The organism is Xanthomonas sp. NCPPB 4037 (genome assembly GCF_041475695.2).
GTDB lineage: Bacteria > Pseudomonadota > Gammaproteobacteria > Xanthomonadales > Xanthomonadaceae > Xanthomonas > Xanthomonas campestris.
Genome location: NZ_CM191261.1, coordinates 4,831,742 through 4,849,368 on the forward strand (window position 1 = coordinate 4,831,742; position 17,627 = coordinate 4,849,368).

Here is a 17,627-nt window from a genome sequence, read left to right on the forward strand (position 1 = left end):
GCCCCTTGTATCGCGCCGTGATTCGGTCAGAATGCCGCGCTCTCCACGCTATTTCGCCGCGCAAGGCCCGGCATCCATGGCACACCCCTGCCTTACCTGCGGCGCCTGCTGCGCCTATTTCCGCGTCAGTTTCCACTGGAGCGAAGCCGATCCCGCGCTGGGCGGCAGGGTGCCGATTGCGTTGACGGATGCACTGCGCACGCACGAACGGGTGATGCGTGGCACCTCGCAAGCGCAGCCACGCTGCATTGCGCTGGACGCAGACATCGGCCGCTACAGCCGTTGCAGCATCCACGACCGCCGCCCGTCATCGTGTGCCGCGGTGCCGGCATCGCTGGAGTTCGGCGAGCGCAGCACGCAATGCGACAAGTCGCGGCTGGCACATGGCCTGCACGCGCTCACTGAAGCCGACTGGGTTGGCGTGGACGACGCGCAACGCAATCCGCTGCCCACGCTGTAACGCCTCGCCACAACATCATGCGGCGCAGCCGCAGCGCGATCCAACCCGGACCTGCGCGATGCACGCATTGCCCGGTGCATCCACTTCGCACACGGCGCGCGCAGCTCTTCGGCGCGCGCGCGCACGGATGCGAAACTTGTCCTACAGCGGGTTTCGTTCCAGAAACGCGCGGATTGCCGGCACCAGCACCTCGTGCTTGTCTTCGAGCACGTAGTGGTTGGCATCCTCGAACGCCATCACCTCGGCCTGCGGCAGTGCGCGGCGGAAACCGGCCAGAAAGTGCTTGTCGAAACAGATATCACGCAAACCCCAGGCGATGAAGGCCGGGCGGTCGGCAAACGACGGCAACGCTTGCGCCGAGCGCTCCAGCAGCGACCAGCCCTGATCGGCCGGCGACAGCGGGATGTCCTGCATGAAGCGGATCGTGGAAATGCGATTCTTCCAGCTGTCGTACGGGGCGACATAGGCACGGCGCACAGCGGCCGGCATGCGCCGCGACACGCCCAGCCACGAGGCGCCGGAGGAGAACGCATTGAAGGTGCGGATGAACCACTCGCCCAACCGCCAATGCCGGCCCATCGCGATCTGCCATGGCATCGGCTTTTCCGGCGGTAGCGGGAACGCGGCGGTGTTGGTGATCACCAGGCGCTTGACCTGCGCGTGGTGCGAAAGCGCCCAGCCAAAACCGATCATGCCGCCCCAATCGTGCACCGCCAGCGTGATCGGCCCGGTGATGCCCAGGTGCTGCAGCAGGCGGTCCAGATCGTCCACGCGCGATTGCAACGTGTAGTCGTAGCGCGGCTGCGCGTCGGGCGCGTCGTCGGGCTTGTCGGACAGGCCCATGCCGATGTGGTCGGGCACGATGCAGCGGTAGCGATCAGACAGACCGCTCACCAGATGCCGCCACAGATAGCTCCACGACGGATTGCCGTGCAGCATGACCACCACCTCGCCATCGCGCGGACCTTCGTCCAGATACGACATCGACACGCCCGGGCGGACCTGCAGACGGTGTGGCGTGAACGAATAGCCCGGCAGGCGCGAAACGGATGCAGTCATCGGGTCACCAGCAAAAAGAAAAACGCCTGCGTCGCGATGGCGCAGGCGTCGGTCGTACGATCAATAGCGATGGGCGTGCGCCCGATCGATCACCAAACCACTTCGGCCATTGAGCAGTTCAGGCCCGAGCCGATGCCGAGCAGCGCGATGCGATCGCCCTTCTTCAACCGGCCCAGTTCCTTGAGCTTGCTCAACACGATCGGCACCGAGGCCGGGCCGATGTTGCCGTGCTCACCGAAGATGGTCATGACCTTGGCCGGGTCGATGCCGAAGGACTTCACGAACGCTGCAGTGTGCGGGCGGCTGACCTGGTGGATGACGAACTGGTCCAGTTCCTCCACGGCCCAGCCCAGCACCTGCTTGGCGGCCACGAAGGTTTTCTGCGCCAGCTTGATGCCTTCGATCAGCAGCAGGCGGGTGTCGGTGACCATGCGGTCCAGGTTGCCCCGGCACAGCTTGTTCCACTCGGTGGCCGAGCGCGTCACGCCGCCCTTGTAGCGCGGCGCGTCGGGAACCAGGTCCGAACGTGCCATCACCATCGCGGCCGCACCGCAGCCCAGCGTCAACGCAGCGAGTTCGTTGCGGAACTCTTCTTCGGTGACGTCCGGCGAGGTCATGCGCTCGAGGGTTTTTTCGTAGACAAGGTTGGCGGTTTCGCCATCCACGACCAGGGCGTAGTCGATCTCGCCGCGTTCGAGCATGCGCGCAGCGATGTCCATGCCATTGATGAAGGCAAGACAGGCGTTGGCCACGTCGAAGGTCATGCAGTGGTCGCTGACACCCAGGTTGCCGGACACGATGGAGGCCGTGGACGGCTCCAGGTAATCACGGCTCACCGAGGTGTTGACCAGCAAGCCGATCTTCTCGATGCCGATGTTGGCATCGATCAGGGCCTTGCGGGCAGCCTGGGTGGCGGCGTCCGATGCCTGGACATCCTGGTCCCACAAGCGCCGTGCATGGATACCGGCAACATCGCCCAATACGTCGGTCTTGATCCCAAGACGGTCGTAGGTCGGTTGCAGGCGCTCGTTGATTTCCTTGGAAGTCAGCGTGTGCGGCGCATCAATATGCGCCAGTCCCGCGATGGAGACATTCTGGAAGAGCATCGAAGTAGCGCCATGGCGTCAGGCGAGGGGGCGCCATTCTATCTGCTGGCCGCTTTTACCGCATCTTTACATTTGCCCCGCACTCGCCCCAGCCCAACGGTTCAGCGCGGCGGGCATCGGAACGCGTTGAAACGCTGGCTGCCATCGAGCGGCTGGCCTTGTGCCTGCACGGTGTTGGCGTTGGCGCCGGGCGCCTCGTTACGCGCAAGGGTTTCCAGTTCTTCCTGCACCCGCAACGGGTTGCGATTGTAGAAACCGACCTTGCTCTTGACCGTCACCACCACTTCGCCCTGCTGCTGACAGCCAGCTGGCACAGGGCCTGCGGGCAGGACCTGCACGCCTTTGCCGCTCTGTTCGATGGGAACCCAGGTGCAGGCCGCGGTGGTGGCGGCAACCAGAACAGACAGCAGGATCACGCGCATAAGACAGACACCTGAGGGCAAAGCCGGATTGTGCCGTAGCTGCCTGAATTGGCAATAAGGCGCGCTACCGAGAGACAACCGGCAGCCCCCGGTGTGCGCTGCGCTCCCGCCCAGGCCTTGGCCCGGCGCGTCCGCCCGGCCGATGCGGTGTCCGCGTGTCCGGATGCGGACAGCCCCATGCAGCACCGCCGCCTTCAAAAACAACAACTTAAAAATGGCACGGCGATTGCTTTGGTTATCGCAGCCGTCCCGACGCCCCGTGCGCTGCCAGTAAATATGACTACACGCTGAACAGAATAAAAATAACACCGAAAGTTCTTGCAGCTACCGAAACGGTGTACTACCTTACTACCACACCACTGATCACCTACACCAAGAGACCTCGCCATGACCACCAAGACCCTGCGCATCGCCCTCGCCGCCGCCCTGATTGCCGGCGCCTCCTTTGCCAACGCGCATGCCGCTTCCCTCACCACGCTGGACACCGTGCAGGTGCGCCCGGCCGCCGACCAGATCGCCCAGCAGACGCTGGAGCGCAGCAGCGGCATCCGCACCTTGACCGCCGTGCAGGTGCGCCCTTCGACCGAGCAACTGGCTGCCCTGGCCGCCGAACAGGCCGGCCCGCGCATCGTGACTCTGGCCGCCGTGCAGGTGCGTCCGACCGCCGAACAGCGCGCCGACCTGCTGGAGCATACCGCTGCCGCCACCGCGCAGGCTGCCACCGGCCACGCCGCTGCTGCGCTGGGTGCGCTGGTCGGCCAGGTCATCGTCAACCTGCCGGTGCCGCAGCTGCAGCCCACCCCGGTCGAGCTGGAAGCACTGGTCAGCGCCACCCTGGGCCAGTAACTGCCGGCCGGTCATTACCGGCCAGCCCATGCGCGGCGCAGCTACACTGCGCGCATGTCAGCCCCCGTCCTCGATGTCATCCTGTTCCAACCCGAAATTCCGCCCAACACGGGCAATGTGATCCGCTTGTGCGCCAATACCGGCGCGCGCCTGCACCTGATCGAGCCCCTGGGCTTTGACCTCAGCGACAAGCAGCTCAAGCGCGCCGGCCTGGACTATCACGAATACGCGCGTCTGCAGGTGCATCCGGACCTGCCCACTGCGCTGGCCACGCTCGCACCCAAGCGCGTGTTTGCGCTGAGTACCCGCAGCACCGTGCGCTATGACACACCGCAGTTTGCCGATGGCGATGCCTTTCTGTTTGGCCCCGAAACACGCGGCCTGCCGGCCGAGGTGCTGGAGTCCATCCCGCCGCAGCACCGGCTCCGCCTGCCGATGCGCCCGGACAATCGCAGCCTCAATCTGTCCAACACCGTGGCGGTGATGGTGTTCGAGGCGTGGCGACAATGGAACTTCACAGGCGGGCAGTAGCCAGGCGCGTCACCTCGCCGCGCCGGCGGCCAATGCCTGTTTGAGCACCGTGTGGCAGCTCGCCCAGAGCGCAACCGCGAGCAGCGCGATGGCGCCCAGCACCAGAAACGCGGTGCGGTAGCCGAAGGCGGCACTGAGCCAGCCGCCCAATGCAGGGCTCAAAGCAGCACCGATCCCTTGCACGGTCATCACCGCGCCCTGGCCCACGTTGACCCGGCCGGTGCCATGCAGCAGCCGCGCGACCAATGCGGGGACCACCACGCTCTGCAAGCCGGCGCCCAGGCCATCGAGCATCTGCACTGGAAACACGCCCCAGCCTTCGATCAGCGAAGCGGCCACCAGCGCGCGCAGCGGCAACGCCAGAAAGGCCACCAGCAGCACCCACCAATGGCCATGCACGCGGATCCAGCGCATCGCCAACAAGGCCACCAGCATCATCGTGGCCTGTGCCACCACGATGGTGGTGGCGGTCAACGCGCTGGGGTCGCCCGCATGGGCGGCGACGATCGCCATGCCGTACAGCGGCAGCATGGCCGCGTTGCCCAGATGGAACAGCCCCAGGGTGATCGCCAACAGCGCCAGCGGGCGGCAGGTCAGCAGCACCCGCCAGCCACTCACCGCCTCACCGGTTTGCGCTCCCTGCAAACCACGCGCAGCGCGGTGGTCGATGGACGCTGCCGGAATCAGCAACACCGCGGCGACCGCCAGCACGCCGAAGGCCGCCGTCAGCACAAACACCGCGCCGAAGCCGTAACGCCAGCCCAGCCAGCCGGCGAGTGCAGCGGCCAGCAGGTTGCCGCCGTGGTTGGCGACCTGGTTGCGCGCCAACTGATGATCGAAGCCCTGTGCCCGGACCAGGCCGAGCGTGATGCCGGTCAGCGCCGGGCCGATGCCGGCGGCTGCCAGGGCCGAGGCAATCTGCGCCACCACCACCCCGGGAAAACTCGGCCGCAGCCAGATCAGCGCGGTGGCCAGCAGGATCGCCAGCGCGCCAGTCACCACTACCGCGCGTTTTCGGCGGGTGGCATCGACCAATGCACCGGCCGGGGTGGTCGCCAGCATGCCGGCGATTCCGCCGGCGCTCATGACAGTGCCGATCGCCCCCACCGACCAGCCTCTGGATTGCAGGAACACGCTCAAGAATGGCCCCAACCCGTCCTGCACATCGGCCACGCTGAAGTGCAGCACCTCCAGCGCGCGGGTGCCACGCCGGCCGCGGCTCATGCGCACGTCACATGCAGCACGCGCGCGACCGCTGCGCGCAGCCCGGCGGCGGTGCGCACACCCCAGGGACCGGAACGCCTTGCACGCAGCCGCCGCATCGCCGTCTCCTCAGTGCTTGGGCTTGGGCTTGGGCTTCTTTTTTCCGCCCGGGCCATGTGGTGGATGCGGTGGGTGTGCGATCTCGGTCAGCGTCGCCGGCTTGGCGCCCAGCGCGTGCGCGTGCATCAGCACGCCGTGCGGGGTGGTGGTGAGCTCGCCTTCGGCACTGAGCGGCTTGCCGAGGACCAGTTGCTTGGCAAACGCGCCCGCGGCATGCGGCGGAAACCGCACGGTGACCGCGTCGTCCAGCAACACGCCGTGCACCTGCCCGTGCGGGCCATGCAGCAGGCGGGTGATGGTGCCGCTGTGCTGGGCGTGTTGCGGTTTGGCGGGTTTGGCTGCCGGCGGTTTCGGCTTGGGCTTGGCATGTGGGCCGTGCGGGCCCTCGTCGAGGATGCGGGCGCCGCCGTCGGGGTCGATCGCCAGCGCGACCAGCATGTCCACACCGCGTGGCTTGAGCCCGCGGATGGTCAAGGCGCTGCCCGGCGCAAGCGCCTTCAGCAAGGCGGCGGACAGATGCGGCGGCGTGTGTACTTCGGTGCCGTCGGTCAGCAGCAGGCCGTCGATATCGGCCTTGGGGTTGAGCAGAAAGCGCGCCAGGGTGCCGCGGGTTTCGGGCAGGAAATCGGGATCGACCCAATGCATGGTGGTACTCCAATCAGGATGGCCGGCGAAGACCGGCAACGCGCGCCCCGTGCCACGCGCAAGGCGTGGCTGGTGACGGGGCGCAAGGGGGTGACGTGGGACGTGGGACGTGGGACGCGGCAGCGCCGCGTGGCCCGGCGCGGGACTTAGCGCGGAGCGGGCGGCGGCACCGGGGCGGGCGGTGCGGCGGGTGCTGGCGGCACGGGCGGTGCCGGTGGCACTGGACCATCCGGACGCGGCGGGGCAAACAGGGCCCGTTGCGAGGCACGGTCGCGGCCCAGCTGGGTGGCCTCGATGGACCGCCCGGCTGCGGTGGCCACACCGAACCCGCTCACGCTCAACGGCGCACCGGGCTGCAACAGGTCGCCGAACTGCACTGCCAAGTGCGGCGGCATCCGCACCACGGTGCCATCGCTGAGCAGGGCGCCGGTCGCTTCACCGCCCGGCCCGTACACCAGCCGCTCGATCCGCCCCTGCGCCTGCAAGGGCGTCAACGCCGCCGGCGCGGGCGGTGCCGGAGGCGGCAGTGCGGCCGATGGCGGTTGGTCCACCACCTCCTGCCCGCTGCGGGTGGAGCGGATGGCACTGGCACGCAGCACCGGCAGGCGGCCCAGGCGATAGCCCTGCACGCTGACGGTATCGCCACGCCGCACCGCCGCCTGCAGGGCGGTGGATAGGTGCGGTGCGAACGCGACCTGGGTGCCATCGCGCAGCCACAGGCCGTCCACCGCGCCATTGGGATTGAGCATGAAGCGTTCGACAGTACCGGTGACACGCACGGCGGTGGCGGCCACCGGTGCAGGCGGTGCGGGTGGGGCCGGCGGCGGTGGCGGGGCATCGGCGGGTGGGCGCGGCGCAACCGGTGCGGCCGGCGCAGCAGGGACCTGCGCGGCAGCGGTGGCCACGCTGCAGGCCAGCGCAAAGGCGAGTGCGGTCTGACGAATCATGGGCAGTGTCTCCATCGCGGCAGGGGCGCCGCGTGCCATCAGGACAACGCAGCTATCGTGCCAACTGGCAACGCTTTGATTTCATTGGCGGTGGCCGGAGATGCAAGCCATCGCGGCGTCTGCATTCCAGACAACCGCTGTCCGCTTTGCAGACAGCTTGCCGTGCGCAGCGCCTGGCTACTGCAATCCATAGTCGTCGAGCTTGCGGTACAGCAGCTGGCGGTGGATGCCGAGCTGGCGTGCGGCCTCGGCGCGGTTGCCCTGCGCCTGCGTCAGCGCGGCCTGGATCATGCGTTTTTCCAGCTGCGCCACCGCTTCGGGCAGCGACTGTGTGCCGGTTGGCGCATCGGCTGGCTGCGGCTGCAGCAGGTCGCTTGGCAACGGTTCGCCCAATGCCTCGTCCAGATCGCCCGCCGCGATGGTGTGCCCGCGCACCAGCAACGCGCAGCGCTGCATGACATTGCGCAGCTCACGCACATTGCCCGGCCACGGATGGTCCAGCACCCGGCGCTGCGCATCGGGCGATAGCGCGCGCGCGGCGCCACCGGCGCTCTGCAGAAAGTGCGTGGCCAGCAGCAGGATGTCGTCGCCGCGTTCGCGTAGTGGTGGCAACTCGATCGGCACCACGTTCAAGCGGTAGCGCAGGTCGCTGCGGAACTGCCCGGTGCTCGCCCACGCCGCCAGGTCGCGGTGGGTGGCCGCCAGCACGCGGACATCCACCTTCTGCGCGCCATTGCCGCCCAGCGGCGTGACTTCCCCTTCCTGTAGAAACCGCAGCAGCTTGCCCTGCATCGGCAACGGCATGTCGCCGATCTCATCGAGAAACAAGCTGCCGCCATCGGCCTGGCGAATCAGGCCGATGCGGTCGCTGGTGGCGCCGGAGAATGCGCCTTTGCGGTGCCCGAACAACTCGCTCTCCATCAACTCCAGCGGAATGGCCGCACAGTTGACCGCCACGAAGGCGCGCTGCGCGCGCGCACTGGCGCGATGCAAGGCGCGCGCGGCCAGCTCCTTGCCGGTGCCGGTTTCGCCGGTGATCAGCACCGGCAGCTCGGCGCCTGCCGCCAGGCCGATGCGTTTGTGCACGGTGCGCATCGCCGGGCTGTGGCCGATCAGTGCGTCGGCCTCTTCGGCCGGTGCCAGCGATGCGGCACCCGGTTCCGGTGCGTCGGCGGCGCTGTGCAGGGCGCGCTGCACCACCTCCACGATCTCTGCACGCCCCACCGGTTTGACCAGATGGTCGAACGCACCCAAGGTCATCGCTTCGATGGTGTTGCTGCTGGAGGCGTAGGCGGTGAGCATTACCAGCGGCACCTGGCGCGCCGTGGCATGGTCCTGGCGCGCACGCAGCACCGCAATGCCATCCATGCCCGGCATGCGGAAATCCACGAACGCCATGTCCACGCCACCTTCGCGCAGCTGCGCGACGCCGGCCGCGCCGTTGTCGAGCGCAACCACGCTGTGGCCGAGCGAGCGCAGCGTGGCCTGCAGCGTGGCCAGAAACGCGGCATCGTCGTCGATGATCAGGATGCGCGCCATGGCAGCTCCAGGATGAAATGGGTGATGCCATCGGCATGCGTGTAACGCACCTGGCCGGCGTGCGCGCGTGCGATCTCGCTTACCAGTGCCAGCCCCAGGCCGTTGCCGTCGCTGCGGCCACTGACGAAGGGCTCGAACAACTGCGCAGCCACCGGTTCGGCGATCGGTGCGCCCTGGTTGGCAACGCATAGCTGCAACATGCCGTCGCGCACTGCCGCGTCCACGCGTACTACAGTGACTGGCTGCGCGTGCTGCCAGGCATTGCGTACCAGGTTGTGCACCGCCCGGCCCAGCTGCTGCGGGTCCAGCGCCCATTGCAGCGATGGGTCAGGCACCGACAGCTGCGGCGGCGGTGTTCCGGCGGGCAACTCCGCCGGATCCAGCAGTGCCGCCAGCCAGTCGCGCACCACCACGGTGTCCAGGTGCAGGCGGATCGGCTGCACCATCCCGAGCAGGCTTTCGACCACGCCATCCAGGCGCTGGATCTGCGCGAGCATCAAGGCCGCGTGCGCGGCGTCGTCCGGCGTGGCGTTGCCACTGGCAATCGCATTCTCGACCGCCAGGCGCATGGTGGCGATCGGGTTGCGGATCTCATGCGCCACGGTGGCGGTCATGCGGCCCAGCGCGGCCAGGCGTTCGTGCCGGGAGAGTTCATCGCCGAGCCGGCGCGTCTGCGCCAGCGCCTGCGCGTTGCGCTGCGCGTAGTCGTTCACCGCTGCGCCGAGCCGGTCCAATTCCGGCGCACCGGTCACCGGAATCTGCGGGAGTTCGGTCTCGGCCGCCAAGGCCTGCTGGATGCGATCCAGCCGCCGGCCCCAGCGCCGCACCACCACGCCCAGCGCAATCGCCGACACCGCCACCAGCGCAAAGATCAGCAGCATGCCGATCACCAACGGCCGCCAGGCGTCGGAGGTGCTGGCCGGCACCCGCGTCATCGTCCATGCCGCGGTGCCTGCCACCAGCGGGCAGGCGCTGATCAACAGCACCTCACGGCTGCCATCGCGGCGGTACTGCACCGGCGTGTTACCGCGCGCACTCTGGCGCGCGGTGGCGACGATGGTGTTCCATTCGGCAGCCGGGATGTCGGTCTTGTGGTCGCTGCCATCGTAGGTGGGATACGCGTAGGCGATGAATCCCTTCTCTAGATTCCACACCCCGCCCTCCACGCCCGGCGCATCGGCTAGCACCAATTGCACCACCACCGCGGCCAACCCCGCGCCGTTATCGCCCGCGCGGGCAGCCTCGCTGGCACCGGTGTAGCGCTGCACGATGCGCCCGCACTGCGCCTGCAGTTGCTGGCGTGCCTGGTCCAGGCGCACGCCTTCGGTCTGCTGATACAGCCCATAGAGCATGCTGGCCACGCCGATGCACGCGGCCACGATCACGATCCAGATCAGCAACAGTTGCCGCAACAACGAACGGGGCATGGGCGCGATCCGAAAGGAGACGTGCAGTGTGCGCGCAGCGCGGTGTCAGCGCAGGTTGGTCTTGGCCAGCGCCAGCACCTCATCGCCCCGCCCGCTCATCACCGCCTTGAGCAGATACAAGCCCATGCCCTTGGCCTGTTCCAGCTTGATCGCCGGTGGCACCACCAGCTCCTGCGTGGCAATGCGCACGTCGACCAAGGCCGGGCCCGAATGCGCAAACGCCTGGCGCAGTGCCCGCTCCAGCTGCGAGGAGGTCTCCACGCGCAGCCCCAGGATGCCCATCGCATTGCTCATCGCAGCAAAATCCGGATTGCGCAGCTCGGTGCCGGTATCCAGATACCCGGCCGCCTTCATTTCCATCGCCACAAATCCCAGCGACGCGTTGTTGAACACCACCACCTTCACCGGCAGGTTCAATTGCGCCAGCGAGATGAAGTCGCCCATCAACATCGCAAACCCGCCATCGCCGGAGAGCGAAATCACCTGCCGCCCCGGGCAGGCCGCCTGCACACCCAGCGCCTGCGGCATCGCGTTGGCCATCGAGCCGTGGTTGAAGGAACCCAGCAGGCGGCGCTGTCCGTTCATGCGCAGATAGCGCGCGGCCCATACGGTCGGCGTGCCCACGTCGCAGGTGAACACCGCATCTTCGTCGGCAATCTGGCTGATCAGGCGGGTGACGAATTGCGGATGCAAGGGCTCGCCTTCGTCCGCCGGTACCGCCAGTTCGTCCAGCCCCTCGCGCGCCTTGCGGTAGTGCGCAAGCGACTTGTCCAGAAAGCCGCGCTCCTCGCGCCGCTCCAGCTGCGGCAACAGCGCAGCGATGGTTTCGCCCACATCGGCGGCAATGCCCAGCTGCAAGGGCGTGCGACGCCCGAGTGCAGCCGGGTCACGGTCCACCTGCACAATCGTGGCGTCCTTCGGATAGAACTGGCGATACGGGAAATCCGTACCCAGCATGATCAAGGTGTCGCAATTAAGCATGGCGTGATAGCCGGAGCTGAAGCCGATCAAGCCGGTCATGCCCACATCGAACGGGTTATTCCACTCCACATGCTCCTTGCCGCGCAGCGCATGCACGATCGGCGCGCCCAGCGTGTCGGCCAGCGCCACCACCGCATCGTGCGCCCCGGCACAGCCGCTGCCGCAGAGCAACGTCACCGCCTTGCTCTGCTGCAGGATCTCCGCCAGTTGCTGCACGTCCTCGGCCGCCGGCAGCAGCCGCGGTGCACGTAGCACGGGCCACGCGGCAGAGAGGTGTTTGTCGACCTCCATCAGCGCGATGTCGCCAGGAATCACCACCACCGCCACGCCTTGCTGCAGGATCGCAGTGCGCATCGCACGGTGCAGCACCTCCGGCAACTGCGCCGGGTTGGTCACCAGCTCGACGAAGTGACTGCACTCGCGGAACAGCTCCTGCGGATGCGTCTCCTGGAAATAGCTCAAGCCGATCTCGGACGACGGGATATGCGCGGCAATCGCAAGCACCGGCTGCCGGCTGCGGTGGCAATCGAACAGCCCATTGATCAAATGCAGATTGCCCGGCCCGCAACTGCCGGCGCACACCGCCAGCTTGCCGGTCACCGCGGCTTCGGCGCCGGCCGCGAATGCCGCCACCTCTTCGTGGCGCACATGCATCCATTCGATGCTCTGCATCTCGCGCAACGCATCAGTCAGTCCGTTGAGGCTATCGCCGGTCACCCCCCAGATTCGCTCCACCCCGGCACTTTCCAGCGTTTCGGCCATGAACCGCGCCACCGTCTTCTTCTTCGCCACGATGCTGCTCCGCTTCTTCTGGGGACGCCTATGCTCCCAGTGCGCGCGTATCGGCGATGTGCTCGCTTGCAACAGCGCAGGATTTGCGGTGTTTTTGTGCGAAACCTACACGCCAGCGTCACATCGTTAGCATGCACGTAACGCTGCGTCACGCTTTGCACGTGCGCTACTCGCATACGCTGACAGCCACAAGAAAGCGCAGCTGAACTTGGCGCGATGATTCATCAACCGGTCAGTTCAAAATTCATGTCGCGTTCCATCGAATAACGGAGAATTTACATCTCGGCAGCGAACGGCATTCGCCTCAGCGCCGGCCCAAACCATAAGTACAGGTATCTCGATCATGAAGACTTCTCTGCTGGCCCTCGGCCTTCTCGCTGCCCTGCCGTTTGCGGCCTCCGCTGCCGAAAACCTCTCCTACAACTTCGTCGAAGGCGACTACGTGCGCACCCCGACCGAAGGTCGCGATGCAGATGGTTGGGGCGTCAAGGCGTCCTACGCCGTTGCTCCGAACTTCCACGTGTTCGGCGATTACAGCAAGCAGAACGCTGACGACGACGACAACGTGTTCGAAAGCTCGAACTCCGACTTCCAGCAGTGGGGCGTCGGTGTGGGCTACAACCACGAGATCGCCACGAGCACCGATTTCGTTGCCCGCGTTGCCTACCGCAAGTTGGACCTGGACACCCCGAACATCAGCTTCGACGGCTACAGCGTTGAAGCCGGTCTGCGTAACGCCTTCGGCGAACACTTCGAAGTCTATGCCCTGGCTGGCTACGAAGACTTCTCCAAGAAGCGCGGCATCGACATCGGCGACAACTTCTACGGCCGCCTTGGCGCACAGGTGAAGTTGAACCAGAACTGGGGCATCAACGGCGACATCCGTATGGATGGCGACGGCAACAAGGAATGGTCGGTCGGCCCGCGCTTCAGCTGGTAAGCCGCACGTTTGACTGCAGCGCGACTCTCTCCCGCGCTGCATCGGAAGCCCGGTCCCCCGACCGGGCTTCTTTCTTTTGTGCGATCGGAGTTGCATGCGCATGCATGCGCCTGTGCAAGCCCGCGCGTTTCGCAAACTCGGCGCTCCAACGCCGAAGCCGACACGTGTGCACACGACAGCTTCTGCCGCGTCACCCTGGCGCACTGGCCGAAAGCACCGTGTTGCTGATACGTCTCCCTAGCCTTGGCGCGCAACGCTCAGCACTGAAGTCCTGCGATAGACACGCGTCGCCAATCCGGCGTACGGCCCTAAGAGCATGTAGAACCCGAGACTGCTAAGCACACGATTGCACAGTTAGCACTGGAAGCAACCTGGCCTCGTTTGCACTACAGCGGCAGCATGGAACGCGCCGCACCAACAAAAAGCCCGGCAATGCCGGACTTTTTGTTGTCTTGGATCACGTGCGCAACGCACGCAGGGCTCAGGTAAACAAGGTCTGCGGATACTCGGGCTTGCGCTCGCGTGCCAGCAATTCCTTCAATCCTGCTTCCGGGGTGATCTCGCCATGCAGGACTGCACGCACCGCGTTGGAGATCGGCAGCTCGATGCCATGCTGCTCTGCCTGACGCATGACCTCGTCGGCGGTCTGCACCGATTCAACCACCTGGCCGATCTCACGGATGGCATCGCTCAAGCTCTGCCCGCGTCCCAGCGCCAGACCCAGCCGCCGATTGCGTGACAGATCGCCAGTACAGGTGAGCACCAGATCGCCCAGGCCAGCCAGGCCCATCAATGTTTCCGGCCGTGCGCCGATGACCGCGGCCAGGCGCAGCATTTCGTTCAAGCCGCGCGTGATCAGGCCGGCACGGGCGTTGAGGCCCAGCTGCATGCCATCGGCCACGCCGGTGGCAACCGCCAGCACATTCTTCATGGCGCCACCCAGTTCGGCGCCCACCATGTCATCGCCGGTGTAGGCGCGGAAGGTGGGCCCGTGCATGGCGTCGGCCACCACTTGTGCAAACGCGGCGTCATCGCCGTGCACGGTGATCGCGGTCGGCAGGCCCAGGGTGACTTCCTTGGCGAACGAGGGCCCGGTCACCACGGCCAGCGGCACGCTGGGGCCAAGGATGTCGCGCGCCACTTCATGCAGGAAGCGCCCGGATCCCGGCTCGAAGCCCTTGGTGGCCCAGGCGATGCCCGCGCCAGCTGGGCGCAGCGGCGCGAGCAGCTTGATCGTTTCGGTAAACGCGTGCGACGGCACCACCACCAGGATCCAGCTGGCGCCGGCGATGGTCTGCTGCAGGTCGGTGGTCGCGCGCAGGCTGTCCGGCAGGGCAATGCCTGGCAGATAGCGAGGGTTCTCGTGGGTGCGGTCGATGGCATCCACCATCGCCGCATCGCGGCCCCAGAGCACGGTCGGGTGACCGTGCCGGGCAACCAGCGCCGCCAGGGCCGTGCCCCAGGAACCGGCGCCGAGAACGGCGATTTTCTGTGTCGGATCGCTCATCCGGTGCGCAACAACGCTTACGCGTTGCCGGCCGGCTCGGAATCGGCCAGCGAGGTTTCGCCCTGCGAACGCTGGCGCAGGGTTTCGGCGTACAGCGCTTCGAAGTTGATCGGCTGCAGGTAGAACGGCGGGAAGCCGCCGGCCTGGATCAGATCGCTGACCAGGGTGCGCACGTACGGGAACAGGATGTTCGGGCACTGGGTGCCGAGCAGCACGTCGATCGCCTGCGGCTCCAGGCCGACCAGACCGAACACGCCAGCCTGCTGCACTTCGGCCACGTAGGCGGTCTTGCCACCGGCGGTGCAGGTCAGGGTCACAGCCAGCACGACTTCGAACGCGTTGTCGTTGAGGCGCTGCACCTTCTGGTTGAGGTTCAACTGCAGCTCGGGCTGGTTGGCGTCATTGAAGACGGCCGGGGCGTTCGGCGATTCGAAAGAAACGTCCTTGACGTAAATCTTTTCGATGGTGAAAGCGGGGCCAGCAGCGGCGTCGGCCGGCGCAGCGGCGCCGTTGAGGATTTCGTCGGACATTCCTAACTCCAGAAAACGGTTCGATGGATGCAACGTTGAGTGATGCAGACGTGAAAGCGCAGTATCTCACGCAAGCAATGGGGGCTTGCGCGGCGCCTCACAAGGCAGATTCAGGCGCGGCCCTTGACCAGCGGCAGCTCGGCCATCTGCCAGGCGGCAATGCCGCCCTCCAGCCAGTAGACCTGCTCGAAGCCGGCCTTCTTCAGCGTCTTGGCAGCGCCGGCAGAGGCGTTGCCGCTGCGACAGACCACCACCACCGGCGAGGACTTGGCATTGGCGAGCAACTTGCCGGCCGGGTCGAACTTGGCCAGCGCCACGTTGCGGCTGCCGGCGATGTGGCCTTTTTCGAAATCGGCAGTGGGCGACAGATCAATCACCAGCGCATTTTCGCTGTTGATCAGGCGGGTCAGCTCGGCCGGCTTGAGCGCGCGATAGCCGCGGAACAGGCGCGCGATCTCGGTGACGATGATGGCGATGGTCAGGCCCACCAGGGCCAGCGACAGCATGGGGTTGCGGCCCACAAAGGCCTGCAGCTCTTCGAAATTCACTGAGATCACGGTCGATGAAGCGGGCGGGAATTGTCGCACAGCTGGCGTACGCGACGGCCACTGCCACGCTGGGTGGACAGGCGGAAGGCTATTGGCCCTGCCACAGGTCCGGCAGGCCGGTGGTCAGCCACCAGCGTTTGCGCTCGGCATCCCAGTGCCACACCTCGATGCTGCGGACCAGCCGCTCGGCCTGGGTATTGCGGTTGATCACCCGCAGCTCGACCTCCCGGCGCAAATCGCCGGTGTCGGTCTCGCCAACGCGCAGTTCGCGGTAGCCGGAAATCTGCACCTGCTCGTAGCGCGAGCGTTCCAGCTCGCTGAGCGGATGGGCCTGCGCATAGGTCGGCTCGATGAAGCCCTGCGCGGCATCGAAATCGCTCCAGCGCACCGCCGCCGTGTAGGCGGCCTGGGTGGTTTCCAGCGCGCGCGCCTGCGCCCGGCTGCCGGCGGTGGCCAGGCCGCTGACCAGGGCCAACCCCAGCAGCACCACCATTCCCATCACTGCACGCATGCGCCTTCCCCCAAGGACCAGGCCCGCATCCTACCGTTTTGGAAAGGCCACGAACCGCCCGCTCAGCGTCGCCGCCGCCGCACCCGACTCCAACGCCACCTGCGCGCGCATGTCGATGCGTGCCTTGCCGCGCTGGCGGAAGGTGGCCAGAAACACCTCCCAGTTGCCGGCCGCCGATGGCGCGGCGTCTGCCACCAGCTCTTCGTACACCGGTGCGACATAGCGCAGCTGGCTGTCGGCCACGTACACATCGGCATCATGCCCGGCCAACTGCAGCTGCAAGGTCAACCATCCCCACCCGGCCAGTGTCATCAGCGAGGCCAGACTGCCGCCGAAGGCGTTGGCCTTGTCGTTGACGTTGGCCTGCAGCGGCGCGCGCAGTCGCAAGGCCCCGTCATGCAGCCCGTCCACGGCAATGCCCATCGACAGCACCGGTGGCATGGCGACGAACTGCTGCTGCAACGAGTGCAGGGCGGATGCGAGCGTGCACGGAAGGGTCATCGGCAAAGGCTGCAAGACGGCGAAGGGTTGGCATCATGCCGCAATGTCCTGCGAGCGTCTTGTGCACCTAAATGACATGCGGTACCGCATAGTAAAACTGCTCCCATGCAGTACCGCACTCAGGGTACGAAGGTGACCTTCCGATAGCCTTGCGCTACACGGAGCAATGCGGTCGCCTTGGCCTTCCATTGCGCGCTGCGCTGCTTCTGTGCCTGTGTCAGCGGTGCATCGATGGTGCTGGTAAACACGATCTGTTCGGGCGCCGTGTGGAAGAACTTGTCCTGGATGCAGGCCGCCGGCGAAAGCTGGTAAGTCGACAATTGCTGCGCCACCGGTGACTCGTTCCAGCCAAACATAAAGATGTCGGCCATGGTGTGCTAGCGCGCTTCTGCAGCCAGCAGCAGCCGTGCCGCATCGCGGCTGATGACCAGCGCGCCGGCGCAGACCGGCCAGCAATGCTGATACGTCGACGGACGCACCCGCCGCAACTGGCGGCCCGCCACGGCGGTGACCTTGCCTTCGAGCTTGATGCGATTGTAGGAGGGTTCCAGCCGCACGATGCTGCTGCCGCCAGGCAACCAATCGGTCGTGCGCAATAGCGCCGGCAACGCGTCGGACAGATGCATATCGTCTTCGAACACCGCGGTGTAGGCGTCGTCGGAGTCGGCCGCAATGCGCCACGCTGCCTGATGGCTCAGGAAACAGCCGATATTGGACGCGGTCCACATGCGCGGGCCGGTGCTGAAGGCGTCGCCGGAACCTTCCAGCGGCCGCTGGCGCGCGAAGTCGGCAATTTGCTCGGGTGTGAGGGTGCGTCCATCGACCGCCGCAATGCGTTCGAAGGGCACACCCAACGCCTGGAAGCCGGCCGACATGGCGCGCAATCGGTCGTCGCACCGCTGCATGTTGATGAGGTAGGACTTGATCACGGCACCGTTCCGAGTTTTTGGTGCCCCAAAGCGTGTCGTGATTCACAGTATTTGCAAGTAGTTACGAAATGAGACTAATGTCT

At 66.4% G+C, this 17,627-nt stretch carries 18 protein-coding genes and 1 pseudogene; 4 read left to right on the forward strand and 15 right to left on the reverse strand.

What is annotated here, in order from left to right:
• The first annotated feature begins 76 nt into the window (after positions 1 to 76).
• Complete coding sequence (locus tag ACCQ01_RS21235) at positions 77 to 460, forward strand: YkgJ family cysteine cluster protein (RefSeq protein ID WP_011035473.1); 384 nt, start codon at positions 77 to 79, stop codon at positions 458 to 460.
• A gap of 141 nt (positions 461 to 601) precedes the next feature.
• Here ACCQ01_RS21235 and ACCQ01_RS21240 read toward each other — a convergent pair whose 3' ends face one another.
• From ACCQ01_RS21240 to ACCQ01_RS21250, 3 genes are all read right to left on the reverse strand, one after another.
• Positions 602 to 1,519 carry an alpha/beta fold hydrolase gene (locus tag ACCQ01_RS21240; protein WP_228432780.1) on the reverse strand — a complete coding sequence of 306 codons (918 nt, stop codon included), beginning with the start codon at positions 1,517 to 1,519 and terminating at the stop codon, positions 602 to 604.
• 89 nt (positions 1,520 to 1,608) lie between these two features.
• Positions 1,609 to 2,625 (reverse strand): 3-oxoacyl-ACP synthase III, encoded by a 1,017-nt coding sequence (locus ACCQ01_RS21245; protein ID WP_115572141.1) that lies wholly within the window; start codon positions 2,623 to 2,625, stop codon positions 1,609 to 1,611.
• A 101-nt stretch (positions 2,626 to 2,726) separates the two neighbouring features.
• Positions 2,727 to 3,047 (reverse strand): DUF4156 domain-containing protein, encoded by a 321-nt coding sequence (locus tag ACCQ01_RS21250; protein ID WP_014509441.1) that lies wholly within the window; start codon positions 3,045 to 3,047, stop codon positions 2,727 to 2,729.
• Between the two features lie 387 nt (positions 3,048 to 3,434).
• On the opposite strand from ACCQ01_RS21250, the gene ACCQ01_RS21255 reads away from it, so the two are divergent.
• The gene (locus tag ACCQ01_RS21255) at positions 3,435 to 3,893 is read left to right on the forward strand and encodes an XAC0231 family protein (protein ID WP_228432781.1); all 459 of its coding nucleotides are present in this window, start codon (positions 3,435 to 3,437) and stop codon (positions 3,891 to 3,893) included.
• Between the two features lie 54 nt (positions 3,894 to 3,947).
• Positions 3,948 to 4,424, forward strand: coding sequence for a tRNA (cytidine(34)-2'-O)-methyltransferase (locus ACCQ01_RS21260; RefSeq protein ID WP_011035465.1), 477 nt, complete (start codon positions 3,948 to 3,950; stop codon positions 4,422 to 4,424).
• Positions 4,425 to 4,433: 9 nt separating this feature from the next.
• Here the strand turns inward: ACCQ01_RS21260 and ACCQ01_RS21265 are convergent, their stop codons facing one another.
• The 6 genes from ACCQ01_RS21265 to poxB all read right to left on the reverse strand — a co-directional run bounded on the left by ACCQ01_RS21265 (position 4,434) and on the right by poxB (position 12,060).
• Positions 4,434 to 5,654, reverse strand: a complete 1,221-nt coding sequence (locus ACCQ01_RS21265) for an MFS transporter (RefSeq protein ID WP_228432782.1) — start codon at positions 5,652 to 5,654, stop codon at positions 4,434 to 4,436.
• Positions 5,655 to 5,756: 102 nt separating this feature from the next.
• Positions 5,757 to 6,392, reverse strand: a complete 636-nt coding sequence (locus ACCQ01_RS21270; protein ID WP_228432783.1) for a hypothetical protein — start codon at positions 6,390 to 6,392, stop codon at positions 5,757 to 5,759.
• 146 nt (positions 6,393 to 6,538) lie between these two features.
• Positions 6,539 to 7,339, reverse strand: a complete 801-nt coding sequence (locus ACCQ01_RS21275; RefSeq protein ID WP_228432784.1) for a hypothetical protein — start codon at positions 7,337 to 7,339, stop codon at positions 6,539 to 6,541.
• A 177-nt stretch (positions 7,340 to 7,516) separates the two neighbouring features.
• Positions 7,517 to 8,878 (reverse strand): sigma-54-dependent transcriptional regulator, encoded by a 1,362-nt coding sequence (locus ACCQ01_RS21280; protein ID WP_228432785.1) that lies wholly within the window; start codon positions 8,876 to 8,878, stop codon positions 7,517 to 7,519.
• Positions 8,863 to 10,305: a sensor histidine kinase gene (locus ACCQ01_RS21285; RefSeq protein ID WP_228432786.1), complete on the reverse strand. Its 1,443-nt coding sequence runs from the start codon at positions 10,303 to 10,305 to the stop codon at positions 8,863 to 8,865. The genes ACCQ01_RS21280 and ACCQ01_RS21285 overlap by 16 nt, the downstream gene beginning before the upstream one ends.
• Positions 10,306 to 10,350: 45 nt before the next feature.
• A complete protein-coding gene (gene poxB, locus ACCQ01_RS21290; protein ID WP_172666287.1) occupies positions 10,351 to 12,060 on the reverse strand; it encodes a ubiquinone-dependent pyruvate dehydrogenase in 1,710 nt (569 codons plus the stop codon).
• Between the two features lie 361 nt (positions 12,061 to 12,421).
• On the opposite strand from poxB, the gene ACCQ01_RS21295 reads away from it, so the two are divergent.
• On the forward strand, positions 12,422 to 13,018 hold the full coding sequence (locus tag ACCQ01_RS21295; RefSeq protein ID WP_103701217.1) for an OmpO family porin: 597 nt from the start codon (positions 12,422 to 12,424) through the stop codon (positions 13,016 to 13,018).
• Positions 13,019 to 13,499: 481 nt separating this feature from the next.
• Here the strand turns inward: ACCQ01_RS21295 and ACCQ01_RS21300 are convergent, their stop codons facing one another.
• The 6 genes and pseudogenes from ACCQ01_RS21300 to ACCQ01_RS21325 form a co-directional block, all read right to left on the reverse strand.
• The gene (locus ACCQ01_RS21300) at positions 13,500 to 14,525 is read right to left on the reverse strand and encodes an NAD(P)H-dependent glycerol-3-phosphate dehydrogenase (protein ID WP_011035460.1); all 1,026 of its coding nucleotides are present in this window, start codon (positions 14,523 to 14,525) and stop codon (positions 13,500 to 13,502) included.
• Between the two features lie 17 nt (positions 14,526 to 14,542).
• A complete protein-coding gene (gene secB / locus ACCQ01_RS21305; protein WP_011035459.1) occupies positions 14,543 to 15,055 on the reverse strand; it encodes a protein-export chaperone SecB in 513 nt (170 codons plus the stop codon).
• 110 nt (positions 15,056 to 15,165) lie between these two features.
• Complete coding sequence (locus tag ACCQ01_RS21310; protein WP_012437015.1) at positions 15,166 to 15,603, reverse strand: rhodanese-like domain-containing protein; 438 nt, start codon at positions 15,601 to 15,603, stop codon at positions 15,166 to 15,168.
• Positions 15,604 to 15,691: 88 nt separating this feature from the next.
• Entirely contained in the window at positions 15,692 to 16,114 is a 423-nt protein-coding gene (locus tag ACCQ01_RS21315) for a hypothetical protein (RefSeq protein ID WP_011035457.1), read from the reverse strand.
• 30 nt (positions 16,115 to 16,144) lie between these two features.
• Positions 16,145 to 16,615 carry a YiiD C-terminal domain-containing protein gene (locus ACCQ01_RS21320; RefSeq protein WP_012437013.1) on the reverse strand — a complete coding sequence of 157 codons (471 nt, stop codon included), beginning with the start codon at positions 16,613 to 16,615 and terminating at the stop codon, positions 16,145 to 16,147.
• Positions 16,616 to 16,734: 119 nt separating this feature from the next.
• Positions 16,735 to 17,544, reverse strand: a pseudogene (locus ACCQ01_RS21325) (glycosyltransferase family 25 protein).
• Between the last annotated feature and the right edge of the window lie 83 nt (positions 17,545 to 17,627).

Bases quoted from the DNA above. Each gene is read 5' to 3' on its own strand.
- ACCQ01_RS21235 (WP_011035473.1), top strand. From the start codon at position 77: ATGGCACACCCCTGCCTTACCTGCGGCGCCTGCTGCGCCTATTTCCGC.
- ACCQ01_RS21240 (WP_228432780.1), bottom strand. From the start codon at position 1,519: ATGACTGCATCCGTTTCGCGCCTGCCGGGCTATTCGTTCACGCCACAC.
- ACCQ01_RS21245 (WP_115572141.1), bottom strand. From the start codon at position 2,625: ATGCTCTTCCAGAATGTCTCCATCGCGGGACTGGCGCATATTGATGCG.
- ACCQ01_RS21250 (WP_014509441.1), bottom strand. From the start codon at position 3,047: ATGCGCGTGATCCTGCTGTCTGTTCTGGTTGCCGCCACCACCGCGGCC.
- ACCQ01_RS21255 (WP_228432781.1), top strand. From the start codon at position 3,435: ATGACCACCAAGACCCTGCGCATCGCCCTCGCCGCCGCCCTGATTGCC.
- ACCQ01_RS21260 (WP_011035465.1), top strand. From the start codon at position 3,948: ATGTCAGCCCCCGTCCTCGATGTCATCCTGTTCCAACCCGAAATTCCG.
- ACCQ01_RS21270 (WP_228432783.1), bottom strand. From the start codon at position 6,392: ATGCATTGGGTCGATCCCGATTTCCTGCCCGAAACCCGCGGCACCCTG.
- ACCQ01_RS21275 (WP_228432784.1), bottom strand. From the start codon at position 7,339: ATGATTCGTCAGACCGCACTCGCCTTTGCGCTGGCCTGCAGCGTGGCC.
- ACCQ01_RS21280 (WP_228432785.1), bottom strand. From the start codon at position 8,878: ATGGCGCGCATCCTGATCATCGACGACGATGCCGCGTTTCTGGCCACG.
- ACCQ01_RS21285 (WP_228432786.1), bottom strand. From the start codon at position 10,305: ATGCCCCGTTCGTTGTTGCGGCAACTGTTGCTGATCTGGATCGTGATC.
- ACCQ01_RS21295 (WP_103701217.1), top strand. From the start codon at position 12,422: ATGAAGACTTCTCTGCTGGCCCTCGGCCTTCTCGCTGCCCTGCCGTTT.
- ACCQ01_RS21300 (WP_011035460.1), bottom strand. From the start codon at position 14,525: ATGAGCGATCCGACACAGAAAATCGCCGTTCTCGGCGCCGGTTCCTGG.
- secB (WP_011035459.1), bottom strand. From the start codon at position 15,055: ATGTCCGACGAAATCCTCAACGGCGCCGCTGCGCCGGCCGACGCCGCT.
- ACCQ01_RS21315 (WP_011035457.1), bottom strand. From the start codon at position 16,114: ATGCGTGCAGTGATGGGAATGGTGGTGCTGCTGGGGTTGGCCCTGGTC.
- ACCQ01_RS21320 (WP_012437013.1), bottom strand. From the start codon at position 16,615: ATGACCCTTCCGTGCACGCTCGCATCCGCCCTGCACTCGTTGCAGCAG.